Origin of the sequence: Fontimonas thermophila (assembly GCF_900113085.1) — a bacterium.
GTDB lineage: Bacteria > Pseudomonadota > Gammaproteobacteria > Nevskiales > Nevskiaceae > Solimonas > Solimonas thermophila.
Genome location: NZ_FOOC01000022.1, coordinates 1 through 16,825, shown reverse-complemented (window position 1 = coordinate 16,825; position 16,825 = coordinate 1). Strand labels below are relative to the sequence as shown.

Here is a 16,825-nt window from a genome sequence, read left to right as displayed (position 1 = left end):
CGCGCCTGGCCGGTGCGGTCACCACTTTTTTCGCAGGGCGTCCTTGATCACGTCGTTCTCGAACATCTGTTCGGCCAGCAGCTTCTTCAGCCGGGTGTTCTCCGCCTCCAGCTCCTTGAGCCGCTTGGCCTCCGGCACGCTCATGCCGCCGAACTTGCTGCGCCACAGGTAGTACGAGGCTTCGCTGAAGCCGTGCCGGCGGCACAGGTCCTTGACCGGCAGGCCGGCCTCCGCCTCACGCAGGAAGCCGATGATCTGCTCTTCGGTAAAACGCTTCTTCACGTCCAATCTCCTTGTCGTTGGGGATTGGACTCCAGATCGCCGTGCTACTCAAAGGCGGGGGGACGTCGCCACCGTGGACTTCCTTCAGGCGATGGTGACCTGGATATCCGGGTCTCCGCATACTGGATTGTCTGCCGAAATGCTTCGGGATCTGCTACAGAAGGACGAGGCGCATGTCGAGAACGGAAAAGAGAAAGTTCAATCGCTCCTTGCCACTTCGCCCGACGTCGATCTCGCCGGCATCCGCTACAGCAGGCACGACAATGATCTGGAATGGCTGACGACCGTCGTGTTTTCGAGAACGTCGTCCGACGCCTGGGTGGGTGTTCGTGTCGAGTGCGAGTCTCAGCATGCCGCGGCTCGGCTGCCGTCAGCGAAGAAACCTGTCGTGGTAAGGACCGTGCTGGAATCCCTTGGCGGAGCAGCGGATGGTCCTCTGCCGATTCGCGATACTGCGCACATACTGACCAATACCGACATTGATCTTGCCGCCAAGCTGATTCGCGGCGACGCCGGCTGCCGACTTCCCATCGTCTACGTCAGCGCACGGTTTCAAGGCGGGTACATTCTTGACGTTAATCGTCTCGCAGCAGACCTGTCGGGCATGGCGCATGTCGTCGTCGAGCCCAACAGGCCGTTTTCGGTGCGCCTGCAACTCGAAGTCGATTCCGAGAACGTCTATGGCGGCACGATCGGCATCTACTGGCCCGAGGGTGGCGGGCGTCGAGCCTTCTTCCTGGGCGGCGATTACTCGACACCGGGTCATCTGGCGGGCGCCATCAAAGATGAAGTCCGGGCTGCGTTACTGAATCGACGTCCGATCGCCCGGTGCACTTGGGCTTACGTCCGTGAAACCGCGTCACGACAGGCCATTCTGTCGCTCAAAGCCTCGGGTTCCAAGGCGATCGACGAGTATGTCGAGAAATTTGACCAAGAGATCGAAGCCAAGAATCAGCGCCTCGAAGAGGCCGAAAGTGAGATTCAACGCCTACGGAACGAACTCCGGGTGTATGAGGCTCGTGCAGGGACCGCGAGTGGTGGCCTGCTCAGGCTTGGGCGGGAGCGAGATCTCTATCCGAACGAGGTCCTCGGCATACTCCTCGACGCGATCGAAGATGCCGCCACCCGGGTTCAGCACGACAGTCGCCGACAACATGTGCTGAGGTCGATCCTCGAAGCCAACCGACTGGAGGAGAATCCCCTTGAAGGTCGTCGAGAGCAACTGAAGAGACTGCTCCGAGGGACGAGCACCATTGACGGAAAATTGAGACGCGAGTTGGAGGACATGGGTTTCTCCATCTCGGAAGACGGAAAGCACTTCAAGATCGTTTTTCAAGGAGACGACCGGTACACCTTCACGCTATCCAAGAGTGGTAGCGATTGGCGAGGCGGACGGAACGCAGCCAGCGACATCGGAAGGCTGTTGTTCTGAAGTCCAAAGTCCGCAGCGGCGCGCGCCTCCCGTTCAAATGGCGTGGTTGCATTTGAAGTATCGGTCAGGGCAAGCCCGCGTATCCCCGCCAAAACCCGTTACGCGGAGCCCCTCGATTCCTAGCATGAGCGGCGTTTCCCATCGAAACGCCGACCATGCGCGAACCCGAACCCCTCTCCCCGGCCCTCGAGGCTGATCGGCCTCGGCACGCGCACCAAGAGATCGTCGATCTGTTGGCCTGCGCCCTGCTGCGGCTGCGCGCACGCCCCTTTCCGCCACCTGGCCGTCCCGCCACCGACAGCGACTCGGTTGGCCTTGGCTTGTGCGGTCCACAGCGCGTGAATGCGAACCCCGATCACGCACGAGGAGTTCGCCGATGACGACACACGCAAGCCCTGCAGACCCGACCACCGTCGCCGCCCGCGTCGCCCAGTTGCCCCACCTGCCGATGGACAGCCTCTGGGCGCTGTGGGACGAGTACTTCGAGGAGCGGCCCAAGCATCACCACCGCACGTGGCTGGAGAGCCGGCTCGCCTACAGGATCCAGGAGCGCGCCTTTGGCGGGTTGAAGCCCGCGACCCGCCGCAAGCTCGAGGAGATCGGTGAGACGGGCATCCTGCCACACCAACTGCGCCGTGACGCGAGTCGGCTGCTACCGGGCACCGTGCTCACGCGGATCTTCGACGACGTCGAGCACCGCGTCCTGGTGCGCGGGCCCAATGACTTCGAGTATCAGGGGCAGCGGTTCAAGAGCCTGACGGCGATTGCCCGCCACATCACCGGCACGCATTGGTCGGGCCCCGCGTTCTTCGGCCTCAAGACCCAGGACGGTCAGAAGGAGCCGGCATGAGATCACAACGGCCCGTGTCCTCGTCGGCCACGCCGACCCCTGGTCCCGTCACGCCATCGAGGCGCTGCGCGGTCTACACGCGCAAGTCCACCGACGAGGGACTGGACCAGGAGTACAACAGCCTGGAGGCCCAACGCGACGCGGGGCTGGCCTTCATCGCCAGCCAACGTCATGAGGGCTGGATCGCCATCGAGGAGGGTTATGACGACGGCGGCTACTCCGGCGGCAATCTCGACCGCCCTGCGCTCAAGCGCTTGCTGGCCGACATCGAGGCCGGCAGGATCGACATCGTGGTCGTCTACAAGATCGATCGCCTCACGCGCAGCCTGGCGGACTTCGCCAAGCTGGTGGAGGTGTTCGACCGCAACGGCGTCTCCTTCGTCTCGGTCACGCAGCAGTTCAACACCACCACCTCGATGGGGCGGCTCACGCTCAACATCCTGCTGTCCTTCGCGCAGTTCGAGCGCGAGGTCACCGGCGAGCGCATCCGCGACAAGATCGCCGCCTCCAAGGCCAAGGGCATGTGGATGGGTGGCATGCCGCCGCTGGGCTACGACGTCGTCGATCGCAAGCTCGTCGTCAACGAACGCGAGGCCGCACTCGTGCGTGACATCTTCCTGCGCTACGCCGAGCATGGCTCGGCTGCGCGGCTGGTGCGAGAGATGGCGGTCCAGGGGCACACCACCAAGGCCTGGGTGACCCAAGGCGGGCGCCGGCGCACGGGCCGACCCATCGACCAGCAATACATCTTCGCGTTGCTGCGCAACCGCATCTACCTCGGTGAGATCCGCAACCACGGCACGTGGTATCCCGGCCAACACGAAGCGATCGTGCCACGAGACCTGTGGGACGCCGCGCACGCTTTCATCGCGCGCCGCAAGCAGGCGCCGCGTGAACACCGGGCCCAACACCCGGCGCTGCTCGCGGGGCTGCTGTTCGCGCCCGACGGCCAGCGCATGCTGCACACCTTCGTCAAGAAAAAGAGCGGGCGCACCTACCGCTACTACGTCCCCTACCTGCACAAGCGTCGTAACGCGGGCGCGAGCCTGGCGCCGGACGCCCCGGACGTCGGCCACCTGCCCGCGGCCGAGATCGAGAACGCGGTGCTGACGCAGATCCACGCGGCGCTCTCGGCGCCGGAGGTGCTGATCGGCACCTGGCGGGCGTGCCAGCGCCACCCGGCCGGTGCCGCCCTCGATGAGGCGCAGGTGGTGGTGGCGATGCGGCGCATCGGCGACGTGTGGGCGCAGTTGTTCCCGGCCGAGCAGCAACGCATCGCGCGGCTGCTGATCGAGCGGGTGCAACTGCATGAGCACGGACTCGACATCCTCTGGCGCGAGGACGGCTGGCTGGGATTGGGGCCCGAGATCGGCGCGCATCCGCTGGTCGAGGAATCCAGCGCACAGACCGAGGAAACACCGGCATGAGCACCACGACGAACCCGCGCAAGCGCGCTATCCGCGTCGAGGTCGGAACCGATGCCCGCAGCTACGTCAGCGACGGGCAGCGGGTGACCCTGGTGCCCCTGACGATCAAGCGGAGGCACAACCGCAAGCTCCTGATCCCGCCGACGCCCGAGACCTCCGCTGCGACCGCGGGCGGCCTGGATGCGCCGATGATCAAGACGCTCGGCAAGGCGTTCTACTGGAAGCGGCTGATCGACGAAGGCGTCTATCCGACGACCGCCGACCTGGCGCGCGCACTGAAACTGGAGCCAGGCTGGGCGGCCGAGGTGCTGCGCCTGACCCTCTTGGCCCCCGACATCGTCGAGGCCATCCTGGACGGACGCCAGCCCCGGCATCTGAATCTGCACACGCTGCGTGGCCGCCAAGACCTGCTGCCTCGCGACTGGGGCGAGCAGCGTCGGCTGCTGGGTTTTCCTTCAGCTTGAGACTGGCGCTCAGCTGGCGCAACAACTACCTCTGCCACGCTCCTGGATTGGTGGGCACGGCACAGTGCCGTAGGAGCAATAGACGCAGCAGTCCCCGGGCTTGGGCTTGAGTATGGCGTGGCAGGCCTCGCACTCATAGAACCACTGGCAGGCATCGGTAGGCATGGTCTCGGTCTTGGTGTGACCGCACTCCGGACAAGTCAACGTCGATTCCAGAACGACGGCAGTCACTTCACGCTCCCGACCACCGTCGAGGGGTAGCCAGCATCCTGGGTCGCCCGCGTCAGCGCCTCTACATTCGCCCGCGCGTCGTCGAACGTCACGGTCGCCTGTCGTTTGTCGAGGTTCACGTCCGTCTTGGCCACGCCCGGCACCTTGCCGAGCGCCTTCTTGACCGTAATCGGGCAGGCGGCGCAGTTCATGCCCGGCACTGACAGGGTGACGGTCTTTGTCGCGGCGATGACTGGCACGCTCACGATCAGGGCGAGCGTCAGCATCGGAAAACCAAGCAATCTCTTCATAAAACCTCCGTTCAGTAAAACCAGGGCGCGACCAGCGGGAAGCCGAGCGCCACGATCACCAGGGCGACCACGATCCCGAACAGCAGCTCGTAGCCGCGCCGAACCGACGGCACCGCGCAGGCCTGTCCGGGTTCGCACGCCGGGGCTTTCGCCCATATGCGTCGCCCGGCGAGGAACAACGCGACGAGGGCCGCGCCGATGAAGATCGGGCGGTAGGGTTCGAGGGCCGTCAGGTTGCTGATCCATGCCCCTGAGAAGCCCAGCGTGATCAGCACCAATGGCCCGAGGCAGCAGGTCGATGCGAGGATGGCCGAGACGAATCCGGCCGCGAGCGCCGCACGGCCGCCTCCGGTACTGCCTTGCGCAGTTGGGGTGTCTGGTTTCATGGAGTAAGCTTACTTCCGTACTTAAGTACGGAGTCAAGACCATGAACAGCACGCCCGAGATCGAGGCGATGACGATCGGCGCGCTGGCGCGCGCGGCTGGCGTCAATGTCGAAACCATCCGCTTCTACCAGCGCAAGGGGCTGTTGCCCGAACCAGATCGGCCGCAGGGAAGTATCCGCCGTTACGGCGCCGACGAGCTTGGCCGCGTCCGCTTCATCAAGTCGGCACAGCGGCTGGGCTTCAGTCTCGACGAGGTGTCCGAACTGCTCAAGCTCGAGGACGGATCGCACTGCGCCGAGGCGCGTGCGCAGGCTCAGCGCAAACTCGTTGACGTTCGCGAACGACTGGCTGACCTGCAGCGCATCGAAGCGGCGCTGTCCGAGCTCGTGCAGCGCTGCAATGCCATTCGCGGCCGGGTGCGCTGCCCCTTGATCGCCGCCTTGCAGGCGGAGTGACGCACAGCCGTCCTTGACTGATCCTCGACCATGACGGCGGGCCTTGTGCCCGCCGTTTTCGTATCGGCGAGAACTTTGGCGAACCCGAAGTTCCCGCGTGGTTCGCCATTCGGTCCCTCCAAGGTTCGCCACCCGAAGCCTGCAATGACACCTGTTCCTCAACAGCGTCATAGGAGGCTTCCATGCCGACAACGGCAAGCACCATCCCCCGGTCGCCGGTCGATGCGATCAACAGCCTGTCTCCCGGCGACCGTCGGGTCCTCAACGAGAACGAGCTCGCGCAGCGCTGGGGCCTGAGCCCCAAGACCCTGCAGCGCTGGCGCAGCGAAGGGCGGGGCCCGCGCTACCTGAAGCTGTCCAAGCGCGTCAGCTACCCCCTGGAGTCGGTCATCGAGTTCGAGCGTGGCGCCCTGCACGACTCGACCTCCGAGCGCGCGGCGCGCTGAAGGGGGTGCGATGAGCGATTTGACCCTCTACCCCGCCGACATCGCCGCGATGTCCGTCGGCCAGCTGGCTCAACTTCCGCCCGCCCAGAAGGCGCAGATCAGCCGCCACCTGGACGAAGCGCTCGCCTGGCTCAAACAAGCCCGCGCCAAGTTCGACGCGGCGCTCGATGCCGCCTATGGCGAACGGGCCAAGGCCGCGCGCATTGAGGCCGGCAAGGACTTCGGCGTCGTGCACCTGAAGGACGGACCGCTGCGCGTGACGGTCGATGTCCCGAAGCGCGTGTCCTGGGACCAGGTGCAACTGGCCGCCATCGCCCGGCGCATCGCCGCCGCCGGCGAGAAGGTCGAGGACTACCTGGACGTCGAGTACTCCGTCTCGGAATCGCGCTTCTCCAACTGGCCGCCGGCACTGCGCGCCGGGTTCGAGGCCGCCCGCACCGTCAAGCCCGGCAAGCCCACGTTCCGGCTGGCCCTCGTCTCGGAGGAGTGATCCATGAGCACCGAACTGATCCCGTTTGATTTCGAGGGCCGTCCGGTCCGGGTCGTTACCGATGCCCAAGGCGAACCGTGGTTCGTCGCGGCGGATGTGTGCGCGGTTCTTGAACTGCCGAACACCACCCGCGCCCTGGCGCGACTGGACCCTGACGAGCAAGCCCTGATCTCAATTCAGGGCATCTCGCGCGGCAATGACCAGGTCAACGTCGTCAACGAGCCCGGCCTCTACAGCCTGGTGCTGGGTAGCCGCAAGCGCGAGGCCAAGCACTTCAAGCGCTGGGTGACACACGAGGTGCTGCCGGCGATCCGCAAGACGGGCAGCTACACGGCGCCAAGTGCACGCCCGACCCTGCCGGCACCCACCCAGGACCGCGTCGCCGCTCTGCTGCTGATCGGCGAGGCCGTGGCCAAGGTGCCGGGGGTCAAGCCCGGCATCGCGATGGCGGCCACGCTCACCTGCATCCAGGAGAACACGGGCTTGGCGGTCGAGACGCTGCGCCGCGCCCTTCCTGCCAGGGACACTGCCGCGAACGAGGCGATCTGCTCGCTCAACGCCACCCAGCTCGGCAGGCTGCTCGGCCTGTCGGCCAAGGCCACCAACCAGCGCCTGGCCCAACACGGCCTGCAGTTGCGCAACGAGCGGGACGAGTGGGAACTGACCGAAGCCGGCGAGGCTTGGGCCGAAGCCATGCCGTACTCGCGCAACGGGCACAGCGGCTACCAGATCCTCTGGAACCCGGCGGTCGCGGAGCGGCTGAAGGAGGTGGCGTGATGGCCCTCCCCATCATCACCGCCGACCAGCGGCTGCGCGAGAAGCAGGGCGTCAAGCTCGTGCTGCTGGGCAAGAGCGGCATCGGCAAGACCAGCCAGCTCAAGACGCTGCCGGAAGGATCGACCCTGTTCGTCGACCTCGAGGCCGGGGATCTGGCCGTCAAGGACTGGCGCGGCGACTGCGTGCGCCCGAGCACCTGGCCGGAGTTCCGCGATCTCGTGGTGTTCCTCGCCGGCCCGAACCCGGCGCTGCCCGTGGACGCACCGTTCTCCGAGGCGCACTACCGGCATGTGTGCGAGCGCTACGGCGATCCCGCGCAACTAGCGAAGTACGACACCTACTTCGTCGACAGCATCACCGTACTCGCGCGCCTGGCGCTCGTCTGGGCCAAGACCCAGCCGCAGGCCTACAGCGAGCGCACTGGCAAGCCCGACACCCGGGGCGCCTACGGCCTGCTCGGCTCGGAACTCATCGGGGCGCTGACCCACCTGCAGCACGCGCGCGGCAAGCACGTGGTGTTCGTGGCCATCCTCGACGAGCGCCTGGACGACTTCAACCGCAAGGTCTTCGTGCCGCAGATCGAGGGCGCCAAGACCGCAGCCGAGTTGCCCGGCATCGTCGATGAAGTCGTCACCTTGGCCGAGATCAAGGCCGAGGACGGCAGCGCCTACCGCGCCTTCGTCACCCACACCCTGAACCCCTACGGCTATCCGGCCAAGGACCGCAGCGGCCAGCTCGAGTTGCTGGAGCCGCCGAACCTGCGCGCGCTGATCGACAAGTGCGCCGCTGCCACCCGAATCCCGCCATCCCCCACTGCATCCAAGGAGTAAGCCATGTCCGCATGGAACGATTTCAACGACGCCGAACAGCAGCAGCACTTCGACCTCATCCCCAAGGGCACGCTCGCCCGCGTGCGCATGACGCTCAAGCCCGGGGGCTTCGATGACCCGGCCCAGGGGTGGACCGGCGGCTACGCCACGCAGAGCTTTGGAACTGGCTCGGTCTATCTGGCGGCCGAGTTCGTGGTGCTGGAGGGCGAGTACGCCCGGCGCAAGCTCTGGAGCAACATCGGCCTGCATTCCCCGAAGGGCCCGGCCTGGGGCCAGATGGGGCGCAGCTTCGTGCGCGCCGTGCTCAATTCCGCCCGCAACGTCCATCCCCAGGACATGAGCCCGCAGGCGGCCGCCGCGCGGCGCATCCAGGGCTTTCATGAGCTGGATGGCATCGAGTTCCTCGCCCGCATCGACATCGAGAAGGACGGCCGCGGCGACTTGAAGAACGTCATCCGAAACGCCGTCGAGCCCGACCACCCGGACTACGTCCGCCTGATGGGCGTGCCGCCGAAGGCCCCCGGTACCGGCAACGGTGGCGCCCCGGCGGCGGTCGCCCCGCCCCGTGCGATCCCCACGCCGCCCGCCCCGCAACGCCCCGCCGTGCCGGGCAAGCCGGCCTGGGCGCAGTGAGAGGAGGGGCGATGAAAACGAGCGAAGCGAAGTTTCGCGAAGCCGAAGGCGAGAGCGAATGCAATGAGCGGCAAGTGCTGGGTCTGCAAACGACAGGCGCGCGGCTACGGCCACACGGACCTTCGGCATCCGGTGGGCGACGCCCGGCGCTATCCGATCGACTGGGTGTTCTGCTCGCGGCGTTGCCAGCAGGCGTTTCATGCGCTCTACGGCCACTGGCTGCGCGTGCAGGAAGGACACACGCCCAAGACGGAGGTGGCCATGATCGACCCGTCTGACGTCGAACTGGCCGCGATGAAGAAGTGCCTCAAGGCCTTCGGCGAGGTCGCGGGCGAGATCGGCTTTGCCAAGCCGCTGGGCGAGTATTCCGAGGCCGAGGCGCTCCAGGTGGTCGACGCCATCGTCACCTGCTACACGGAGGCGATGGTCGAGCACCACGAGGCGACCAAGTATCCGCCGGTGCGGGGCTTGAAAGACCCGGTGTCCGACCCCTTCGCCGACCTCGAGGACGATCTGCCGTGGGAGGAGCCGAAGGCTCAAGCGCAGACGGCACGCACGGCAGCACCCAAGGAGGCGCGGCGATGATGGACTTCAACGCCTCCAAGAGCCTGTCGGGTCAGCTCACGGCGCTGATCGATGCCGGGATGCAGCAGTCTCGCGCGGCGCAGCCTCGCCGCACCTACCTGGGCGCCTCGCGCCTCGGGGCCGCCTGCGAGCGCGCGCTGCAGTACGAGTTTGCCGACGCCCCGGTCGATCCGGGTCGCGAGACCGACGGCCGCTTGCTGCGCGTCTTCGAGCGCGGCCACCTCATCAAGGACTGCATGGTCGGATGGCTGCGCGCGGCGGGCTTCGATCTGCGCACGCGTAACGACGCGGGGGAGCAATTCGGCTTCTCGGCGCTGGACGGGCGCCTGCAGGGCCACGTCGATGGGGTGCTCGTCGCCGGGCCCGACCTGGGGTTCGGTTCCGGCTACCCGGCGCTGTGGGAGAACAAGTGCCTGGGCGCCAAATCGTGGCGCGAGTTGGAGAGGCACCGACTCGCGGTGGCCAAGCCGGTCTACGCCGCGCAAGTGGCGCTCTACCAGGCCTACCTGGGGCTGCACGCGCACCCGGCGCTGTTCACGGCGGTGAACGCCGACACGATGGAGATCCACGCCGAGCTGGTGCCGTTCGATGCGGCGTTGGCGCAGCGCATGTCCGACCGGGCCGTGAAGGTCATCACGGCCGCCGAGGCGGGCGAACTGCTGCCGCGCTCGTTCTCCGATCCCACCCATGTCGAGTGCCGGATGTGCCCGTGGCAGGACCGGTGCTGGAGGGCCGCGGCATGAACGAGACACCGCTGCACCCGGTGCTCGGGGAGCGCCTGATCGACGCACGCGAGGCGGCACTGGCGCTCAATCTGCCGCACTACTGGCTCACGCACGCGAAGGAGCGCCGACGTCTGCGCCTGCCGCACTACCGGGTGGGCAAGCTGCTGCGTTTCAAGCTCTCCGAACTGATGGCGTGGATGGAGGAACGTCAAGCCCTGCTCACGGCCGACGCAGGGCACGAGGAGGAGTCGGATGCTGGACTTCAATGACACCGCACCCGCGCCCGAGATCCCGGCGTCCGAACGCCGCGAGGCCGTGCGCGCCGCGCTGCTCGCGAGGCTGGAGTCGGTGCTGTTCACCCTGTTCCCCGCTGGAAAGAAGCGCCGCGGCAAGTTCGTCATCGGCGACGTGCTCGGCAGCCCGGGCGACAGCCTGGAAGTCGTGCTCATTGGGGACAAGGCGGGACTGTGGACCGACCGCGCCGAAGGCTCCGGCGGCGATGTGTTCCACCTGATCGGCGCCCACTTCGGCGTGGACGTGCACGGCGACTTCGCCCGCGTCCTCGACCTGGCCGAGGACCTCGTCGGCCGAGCGCCCACGGCACCGCCGCGCAAGGCGGCCAAGAAGGCCTCGATCGACGACCTCGGCCCGGCCACCGCCAAGTGGGACTATCTGGATGCGCAAGGGCGCCTCATCGCCGTCGTCTACCGCTACGACCCGCCCGGGCGCAAGAAGGAATTCCGGCCCTGGGACGCCAAACGGCGCAAGATGGCCCCGCCCGAGCCGCGGCCGCTGTACAACCAGCCGGGGATCCAGGACGCCGCCCAGGTCGTGCTGGTCGAGGGCGAGAAATGCGCCCAGGCCTTGATCGACGCCGGCGTGTGCGCCACCACCGCGATGCACGGGGCTAACGCCCCGGTGGACAAGACCGACTGGACGCCGCTGGCAGGCAAGGCGGTGCTGATCTGGCCCGACCGCGACAAGCCGGGCTGGGAGTACGCGGTGCAAGCGGCTCAGGCCATCCTGTCCGCCGGCGCGAAGTCCTGCCACATCCTCTACCCACCCGAGGAAACCGCCGAGGGCTGGGATGCGGCCGATGCCGTGGCCGAGGGCTTCGACGTCGCGGCCTTCCTCGCCCACGGTCCGCGTGTGCAGGTGCATGACATTGCGGACCCCGGCGAGCCGGTGATCGGCGCGGATGAATCGGTGTGGGGCACCGAAGATGCCCTGGCGCTGGCCTTCACCCGGCGCTACCACCGCGACTGGCGCTACGTGGCGGCCTGGGGCCGCTGGCTGGTGTGGGACGGCCGGCGCTGGCAGGCGGACGAGACGCTGCTGGTGCACCACCTCATCCGCACGATCTGCCGCGAGGCCGCCCTCGAGGCCGACTCGCACCGGCTCGCGGCCAAGCTCGCCGCCAGCAGCACGGTGGGCGGCGTGGAGCGGCTCGCCCGCACCGACCGGCGACATGCCTCCACCTCCGACGAGTGGGATGCCGATCCCTTCGCGCTCAACACGCCGGGCGGCGTGGTCGACCTCAGGACGGGGCGCCTGCGCGCACACGACCGCGCCGACCGCATGACCAAGATCACCACCGCCACGCCCGGCGGCGACTGCCCGACCTGGCGGCGCTTCCTTGCCGAAGTCACCGGCGGCGACGCGGACCTGCAAGCCTATTTGCAGCGCGTCAGCGGCTACTGCCTGACCGGCTCGACCCAGGAGCATGCGCTGTTCTTCCTCTACGGCACCGGCGCCAACGGCAAGTCGGTGTTCGTCAACACCTTGGCCACGATCCTCGGCGATTACGCCGCCAGCGCGCCGATGGACACCTTCATGGAGGCGCGCGGCGACCGCCATCCGACCGACATGGCGGGCCTGCGCGGGGCGCGCTTCGTGGCCTCGATCGAAACCGAGCAGGGCCGGCGCTGGAACGAGTCCAAGGTCAAGGCCATCACCGGCGGCGACAAGGTCTCGGCGCGCTTCATGCGCCAGGACTTCTTCGAGTACACGCCCCAGTTCAAGCTGGTCATCGCCGGCAACCACAAGCCCGCGATCCGCAACGTGGACGAGGCGATGAAGCGCCGGCTGCACCTGATCCCCTTCACGATCACCGTGCCGCCCGAGCGGCGCGACAAACACCTGCAGCAGAAGTTGCTGGCCGAGCGGGACGGCATCCTGGCCTGGGCGCTGGAAGGGTGCCTGGCCTGGCAGCGCCTGGGCCGGCTCGATCCGCCGCCGCAGGTCGTGGCCGCCACCGAGGAGTACTTCGAAGCCGAGGACGCGCTGGGCCGCTGGCTGGAGGAGCGCTGCGTGCGCGAGGCCAATGCCAAGTCACTGACCGCCGAACTGTTCACCGACTGGAAGCAGTGGGCGGAGGCCGCCGGCGAGTTCGTCGGCTCACAGCGCCGCTTCTCCGACCTCTTGATCACCCGCGGCGTCGAGAAATGGCGCAACGCCGCCGGCATCCGGGGCTTCCGTGGCGTGGGTCTCAAGCACCCGATGCAGCCCGCCTACACCCCCTATGCCGACGACTGAACACCCGTGACCACCGACAGGACTGACGCATCTGACGCTGTCCATCGTAAGTCTCTACGCGCGCGCGCGTGCGCGCGCCTCACGGGAACTATCGATATCGTGCGTCGGATGCGTCAGTCCCCACCGAACGAGGACTGACACCATGCACACCACGATCCTGGCCCTGGACCTGGGCACCACCACCGGCTGGGCGCTGCGCGACCGCACGGGCCGAATCACCAGCGGCAGCCAATCCTTCAAGCCCCGACGCTTCGAAGGCGGCGGCATGCGTTTCCTGCGCTTCAAGCGCTGGATCACCGAACTGAAGGCCCACGCCGACGGGATCGACGCGCTGGTCTTCGAGGAAGTGCGCCGCCACGTCTCGACCGACGCGGCGCACGCCTACGGCGGGTTCCTGGCCACGCTCACGGCCTGGTGCGAGCACCACGGCATTCCCTACCAGGGCGTGCCGGTGGGCACGATCAAGAAGCACGCCACCGGCTCTGGCCGCGCCGGTAAGGACGCGGTGATGGCGGCCGTGCGTCGCCGGGGTCACGCCCCGGCGGACGACAACGAGGCCGACGCCTTGGCGCTGTTGCACTGGGCCCTCCCGCTCCACGACGCGGCGCAGGAGGCGTGAGATGGACATCCCGACCCCTCGCTACCGCTGCCCGCTGGCACGCCTGCAGCCCGAGCCGATGGACGTGGAAGCCGTCAAGCGCCAGGGCTGGCGCGAACAGCGCCTGCTCGTGGTCGGCCTGGACGATGAACGGCTTCACTGGACGGAGCGCGAGCTGATCCGCCGCATCGGCGAGCGGCTCTATGGACCACGGGATGGAGCCCGGGAGGCGCGCCATGGCTGAGTGGACCATCGAGCAGGTGGCCGAGCGCTTCCGGGAGGCCGCCATCACCGCCCACCGCCTGCCGCCCGTGCGCGTGCAGGGCTACTTCAACACCTGGCCGGCGATTCGGCGCATGCCCTGGGAGACGCTGGGGGCCGAACCCACGATCCGGCGCTTCCCGCCTGCACCCGAGACGGTCGAGCGGATGCTCGAGACCATGCGCTGGGTCTTGTGGCTGGAGGAAGAGGAACGGCATCTCGTGTGGATGCGTGCCGAGCGCCACCGCTGGCGCGACATCTGCGCCCGCTTCGGCTGCGATCGGACCACAGCGTGGCGGCGCTGGCAGCGGGCGCTCTCGATCGTGGCCGACCGTCTGAACGGGTGAGTTCCACCCAGCGTCATGTATCAATAGGTGATAAAATGCGGTTCTCGGCGGAGCGGGTTTGAGCCGGGCGATCCGGATCGAGCGGAGGACATGTGATGAAACAGACCGTGAAAGCCATCATCGACGAACAGGGGCATGTCCGTCTGGCCGAGCCCGTCAAGATCAAAGGCCTGCATCGCGCCTTGGTGACCATCCTCGACGAGGCGCCGGTGGAGATCGACGAGGTCACTCAGCTGGCTGAAACGGCCCTCGCGGAGGATTGGCTGAAACCGGAAGAGGATGAGGCATGGACGCACCTGCAATAGGCGACGTGGTCCTCGTGCCTTTCCCGTTCTCCGATTTATCGACATCCAAGCTTCGGCCAGCACTCGTTCTTGCCCATGCAGGACGGGAGGACTGGCTGTGCCTGCAGATCACCAGCCGGCCCTACGCCGACCCTTTCGCGATCGAACTGGCGGATGGGGACTTCTCCCGGGGCTCCCTCCAGCGGACCAGCTTCATCCGTCCCGGAAAACTGTTTACCGCGCATCAAGGCCTGTTCCAACGCGTGGCAGGACGAATCAGGGACGAGAAGCTGGAGCAGGTGCGAAACCGGGTCGTCGAGCTGGTACGTAAAGGCCGACTATCCGAGTGATGGGCGATCGGAAGGATCGCCCTGCGCAGCAAGGTGGAATGACGATGAAACCGATCGTGATCGGGATCCTGCCGCAGGACAAGATCCGCGAGCGTGCGCTCGCGATCGCGCGCGGCGAGCACAAGCCCAAGCCGGGCGAGCCGAAGATCTGGTTCACCTCGATGAAGTCGCTGGCCGAGGTGCTCAGCGACGACAACCGGGCGTTGATCCGGGTGATCGCCGAGACACGGCCCGGCTCGATCTCGGAACTGGCCGAGGCCACCGGGCGCAAACCGAGCAACCTCTCGCGCACGCTCAAGACGATGTCGCGCTACGGCATCGTCGAGCTCCAGCGCGAGAAGAACCACGTCCGTCCTGTGGCCAAGGCGACGGAGTTTCGGATCGTCGCGGCTTGAGCGCTTTTTGTCGGCACACAACGAAGAATCGACCATGGCCGTGAAGAGAGGCAAGAGTCGCATCCTGCAAGAGGTTCATGAGACGGCCTCCGATCTGCATCGCCTGGGCTTCATCGACAAGCGCAAGATGCGCAAGTACGACGTGCTGTGCCTGGAGCCGGTGCATGAATACGACGCTGAGAAAGTGCGCGCCTTGCGCGAACGCCTGCACTTGAGTCAGGCCGTGCTGGCATCGGTCCTCAACACCAGCGTCTCGACCGTGCGCAAGTGGGAAGTGGGCGACAAGAAGCCCAGCGGTCCCTCGCAGAAGCTGCTCGACCTCATCGAACGCAAGGGGCTGGAGGCCGTGCTCTGAAGTCGCTGGGCACGAACGCATGCCACCGCGCCTGCGTGTTTTGGCGTGATTTGGCGGGTGCGGTCGCGCATCCGCGCGCATCGGCGGCGAAATGCGGCTTTCGCCACTGCAACAGATCCGCCCGTTTGGGGGTAGCATTTCGGCTAAGGTCTGGACAGCGGTGACGGTCGAGGAAGCCGCCCGGCCATTCACGGGTCCTTCCTGGCGACCCAGCCATGCGGGGGGCGCGAGCGCGGCGCTTCGATAGCGTCAGGGTGCAAACCGAGGTTTGCAGGGTTTGCGGTTTGCAGCCCTCCAGCCCGAGACCTTCTCCCCGACACTCCCAGCCCGCCCACGGTCCGCCGTCGGCGGGCTTCTTCGTTTCCGAGGCACCGATTCTGGACACGCTCGCCGTCACGTACCGCAAGGTCGAGACGCTGATCCCCTACGCCCGCAATCCGCGCACGCACAGCGACGAGCAGGTCGCGCGCATCGCCGCCAGCATCGCCGAGTTCGGCTGGACCAACCCGATCCTGGTCGATGGCGAGCACGGTGTGATCGCCGGCCATGGCCGGCTGCTGGCCGCACGCAAGCTGGGGCTCGCCGAGGTGCCGGTGATCGAGCTTGCGCACCTGACGCCTGCGCAGAAGCGCGCCTACGTGATCGCCGACAACCGGCTCGCACTCGACGCCGGCTGGGACCAGGCGATGTTGGCGCTGGAGTTCGCCGAACTGGCCGACGCCGGCTTCGATCTGGACCTGACCGGCTTCTCGGCCTCCGAGATCGAAGGCCTGCTCGACGCCATCGAGAAGACGGAACCGTCCGCCGAAGAGGACACGAGCGCTTTGGTCCGCGACCCGGACGAGGACGACGTCACACCGCCCACGGTGGCGGTCACGCGCCCCGGCGATCTGTGGCTGCTCGGTGAACACCGGCTGCTATGCGCCGACAGCCGCGACGCGGCCGCCGTCGCGCGCCTCATCGAGGGCGATCGGGCGCACCTGCTCTTCACCAGCCCGCCGTATGCCAATCAGCGCGACTACACCACCGGCGGCATCGCGGACTGGGACGCGCTGATGCAAGGCGTGTTCGGCGCTGCTCGCGCGGCACTGCGCGAGGACGCGCAACTCGGCTCCATGTCGTTTCGTGTGGAAAGCAACACTGTCACTGGGGCATCGCCGGCGCGAACGGACTGGCCGGCAGGTGCTTGAGCTTGGACATGCGCAGGTAGGCGATGGCGATGAAGTTCTGGCTCGTCCTGAAGCCGCGCGCGGCGCGCTTGGCCTGCTGCAGCAGCCCGTTCATCGCCTCGACGAAGGCGTTGCTGCGGTGATCGACCATGCCGCGCACCACCGCGTCGAACCGCTCCTTGAGCGTGGCGGCCAGCTTCTTGAACGGCTCGAGCCGACAGCGCCGCG

25 protein-coding genes and 2 pseudogenes are annotated in these 16,825 nt (G+C 67.1%); 22 read left to right on the top strand and 5 right to left on the bottom strand.

What is annotated here, in order from left to right:
- A pseudogene (locus BMZ48_RS12615) lies at positions 1-282 on the bottom strand (transposase); the annotation flags it as partial.
- Positions 283-355: 73 nt separating this feature from the next.
- Between BMZ48_RS12615 and BMZ48_RS12610 the strand changes: the two are divergent.
- The 4 genes from BMZ48_RS12610 to BMZ48_RS12590 all read left to right on the top strand — a co-directional run bounded on the left by BMZ48_RS12610 (position 356) and on the right by BMZ48_RS12590 (position 4,455).
- Positions 356-1,714: a hypothetical protein gene (locus tag BMZ48_RS12610; protein WP_159431185.1), complete on the top strand. Its 1,359-nt coding sequence runs from the start codon at positions 356-358 to the stop codon at positions 1,712-1,714.
- A 376-nt stretch (positions 1,715-2,090) separates the two neighbouring features.
- On the top strand, positions 2,091-2,564 hold the full coding sequence (locus tag BMZ48_RS12600; protein WP_091535890.1) for a DUF2924 domain-containing protein: 474 nt from the start codon (positions 2,091-2,093) through the stop codon (positions 2,562-2,564).
- Complete coding sequence (locus tag BMZ48_RS12595; RefSeq protein ID WP_091535887.1) at positions 2,561-3,991, top strand: recombinase family protein; 1,431 nt, start codon at positions 2,561-2,563, stop codon at positions 3,989-3,991. The genes BMZ48_RS12600 and BMZ48_RS12595 overlap by 4 nt, the downstream gene beginning before the upstream one ends.
- Positions 3,988-4,455, top strand: a complete 468-nt coding sequence (locus tag BMZ48_RS12590) for a hypothetical protein (RefSeq protein WP_091535886.1) — start codon at positions 3,988-3,990, stop codon at positions 4,453-4,455. The genes BMZ48_RS12595 and BMZ48_RS12590 overlap by 4 nt, the downstream gene beginning before the upstream one ends.
- A 9-nt stretch (positions 4,456-4,464) precedes the next feature.
- Here BMZ48_RS12590 and BMZ48_RS13335 read toward each other — a convergent pair whose 3' ends face one another.
- From BMZ48_RS13335 to merT, 3 genes are read right to left on the bottom strand one after another with little or no spacing between them, the layout of a single operon-like run.
- Positions 4,465-4,686 carry a GDCCVxC domain-containing (seleno)protein gene (locus BMZ48_RS13335; RefSeq protein WP_082371571.1) on the bottom strand — a complete coding sequence of 74 codons (222 nt, stop codon included), beginning with the start codon at positions 4,684-4,686 and terminating at the stop codon, positions 4,465-4,467.
- Entirely contained in the window at positions 4,683-4,976 is a 294-nt protein-coding gene (gene merP, locus BMZ48_RS12580) for a mercury resistance system periplasmic binding protein MerP (RefSeq protein WP_053822775.1), read from the bottom strand. Before merP ends, BMZ48_RS13335 begins: the two co-directional genes overlap by 4 nt.
- Before the next feature lie 11 nt (positions 4,977-4,987).
- Positions 4,988-5,362, bottom strand: a complete 375-nt coding sequence (gene merT, locus BMZ48_RS12575) for a mercuric ion transporter MerT (RefSeq protein WP_053822774.1) — start codon at positions 5,360-5,362, stop codon at positions 4,988-4,990.
- A 41-nt stretch (positions 5,363-5,403) separates the two neighbouring features.
- Here merT and merR point away from each other — a divergent pair, with 41 nt between their 5' ends.
- The 18 genes and pseudogenes from merR to BMZ48_RS12485 all read left to right on the top strand — a co-directional run.
- A complete protein-coding gene (gene merR, locus BMZ48_RS12570; RefSeq protein WP_053822773.1) occupies positions 5,404-5,817 on the top strand; it encodes a mercury resistance transcriptional regulator MerR in 414 nt (137 codons plus the stop codon).
- A gap of 182 nt (positions 5,818-5,999) precedes the next feature.
- On the top strand, positions 6,000-6,263 hold the full coding sequence (locus BMZ48_RS12565; protein ID WP_028769813.1) for a helix-turn-helix transcriptional regulator: 264 nt from the start codon (positions 6,000-6,002) through the stop codon (positions 6,261-6,263).
- 10 nt (positions 6,264-6,273) lie between these two features.
- Positions 6,274-6,753, top strand: a complete 480-nt coding sequence (locus tag BMZ48_RS12560) for a hypothetical protein (RefSeq protein ID WP_091535878.1) — start codon at positions 6,274-6,276, stop codon at positions 6,751-6,753.
- Between the two features lie 3 nt (positions 6,754-6,756).
- Positions 6,757-7,530, top strand: coding sequence for a BRO-N domain-containing protein (locus BMZ48_RS12555; protein WP_091535870.1), 774 nt, complete (start codon positions 6,757-6,759; stop codon positions 7,528-7,530).
- A complete protein-coding gene (locus BMZ48_RS12550; protein WP_200769630.1) occupies positions 7,530-8,360 on the top strand; it encodes an ATP-binding protein in 831 nt (276 codons plus the stop codon). The genes BMZ48_RS12555 and BMZ48_RS12550 overlap by 1 nt, the downstream gene beginning before the upstream one ends.
- A gap of 3 nt (positions 8,361-8,363) precedes the next feature.
- Positions 8,364-8,993, top strand: coding sequence for a hypothetical protein (locus BMZ48_RS12545; RefSeq protein ID WP_091535862.1), 630 nt, complete (start codon positions 8,364-8,366; stop codon positions 8,991-8,993).
- Positions 8,994-9,056: 63 nt separating this feature from the next.
- Complete coding sequence (locus BMZ48_RS12540) at positions 9,057-9,578, top strand: DUF6511 domain-containing protein (protein ID WP_091535856.1); 522 nt, start codon at positions 9,057-9,059, stop codon at positions 9,576-9,578.
- Positions 9,575-10,321, top strand: a complete 747-nt coding sequence (locus tag BMZ48_RS12535) for a hypothetical protein (protein WP_091535854.1) — start codon at positions 9,575-9,577, stop codon at positions 10,319-10,321. The genes BMZ48_RS12540 and BMZ48_RS12535 overlap by 4 nt, the downstream gene beginning before the upstream one ends.
- Positions 10,318-10,572, top strand: a complete 255-nt coding sequence (locus BMZ48_RS12530) for a helix-turn-helix domain-containing protein (RefSeq protein WP_054284959.1) — start codon at positions 10,318-10,320, stop codon at positions 10,570-10,572. Before BMZ48_RS12535 ends, BMZ48_RS12530 begins: the two co-directional genes overlap by 4 nt.
- Positions 10,556-12,838: a phage/plasmid primase, P4 family gene (locus BMZ48_RS12525; protein WP_091535851.1), complete on the top strand. Its 2,283-nt coding sequence runs from the start codon at positions 10,556-10,558 to the stop codon at positions 12,836-12,838. Before BMZ48_RS12530 ends, BMZ48_RS12525 begins: the two co-directional genes overlap by 17 nt.
- 142 nt (positions 12,839-12,980) lie before the next feature.
- A complete protein-coding gene (locus tag BMZ48_RS12520; protein ID WP_091535847.1) occupies positions 12,981-13,457 on the top strand; it encodes a crossover junction endodeoxyribonuclease RuvC in 477 nt (158 codons plus the stop codon).
- A gap of 1 nt (position 13,458) precedes the next feature.
- Entirely contained in the window at positions 13,459-13,680 is a 222-nt protein-coding gene (locus BMZ48_RS12515) for a hypothetical protein (RefSeq protein ID WP_091535843.1), read from the top strand.
- Positions 13,673-14,044: a DUF6362 family protein gene (locus tag BMZ48_RS12510; protein WP_091535838.1), complete on the top strand. Its 372-nt coding sequence runs from the start codon at positions 13,673-13,675 to the stop codon at positions 14,042-14,044. Before BMZ48_RS12515 ends, BMZ48_RS12510 begins: the two co-directional genes overlap by 8 nt.
- 95 nt (positions 14,045-14,139) lie before the next feature.
- On the top strand, positions 14,140-14,349 hold the full coding sequence (locus tag BMZ48_RS12505) for a hypothetical protein (protein ID WP_091535831.1): 210 nt from the start codon (positions 14,140-14,142) through the stop codon (positions 14,347-14,349).
- Entirely contained in the window at positions 14,331-14,678 is a 348-nt protein-coding gene (locus BMZ48_RS12500) for a type II toxin-antitoxin system PemK/MazF family toxin (protein WP_028769453.1), read from the top strand. The genes BMZ48_RS12505 and BMZ48_RS12500 overlap by 19 nt, the downstream gene beginning before the upstream one ends.
- 44 nt (positions 14,679-14,722) lie before the next feature.
- Positions 14,723-15,073: an HVO_A0114 family putative DNA-binding protein gene (locus BMZ48_RS12495; protein WP_091535903.1), complete on the top strand. Its 351-nt coding sequence runs from the start codon at positions 14,723-14,725 to the stop codon at positions 15,071-15,073.
- A gap of 34 nt (positions 15,074-15,107) precedes the next feature.
- Positions 15,108-15,428, top strand: coding sequence for a helix-turn-helix domain-containing protein (locus tag BMZ48_RS12490; RefSeq protein ID WP_028769451.1), 321 nt, complete (start codon positions 15,108-15,110; stop codon positions 15,426-15,428).
- A 377-nt stretch (positions 15,429-15,805) separates the two neighbouring features.
- A pseudogene (locus BMZ48_RS12485) lies at positions 15,806-16,501 on the top strand (ParB/Srx family N-terminal domain-containing protein); the annotation flags it as partial.
- A 70-nt stretch (positions 16,502-16,571) separates the two neighbouring features.
- Here BMZ48_RS12485 and BMZ48_RS12480 read toward each other — a convergent pair.
- Positions 16,572-16,825 (bottom strand): ISL3 family transposase (locus tag BMZ48_RS12480; protein WP_019562241.1); only part of this gene is annotated, 254 nt, incomplete at its 5' end.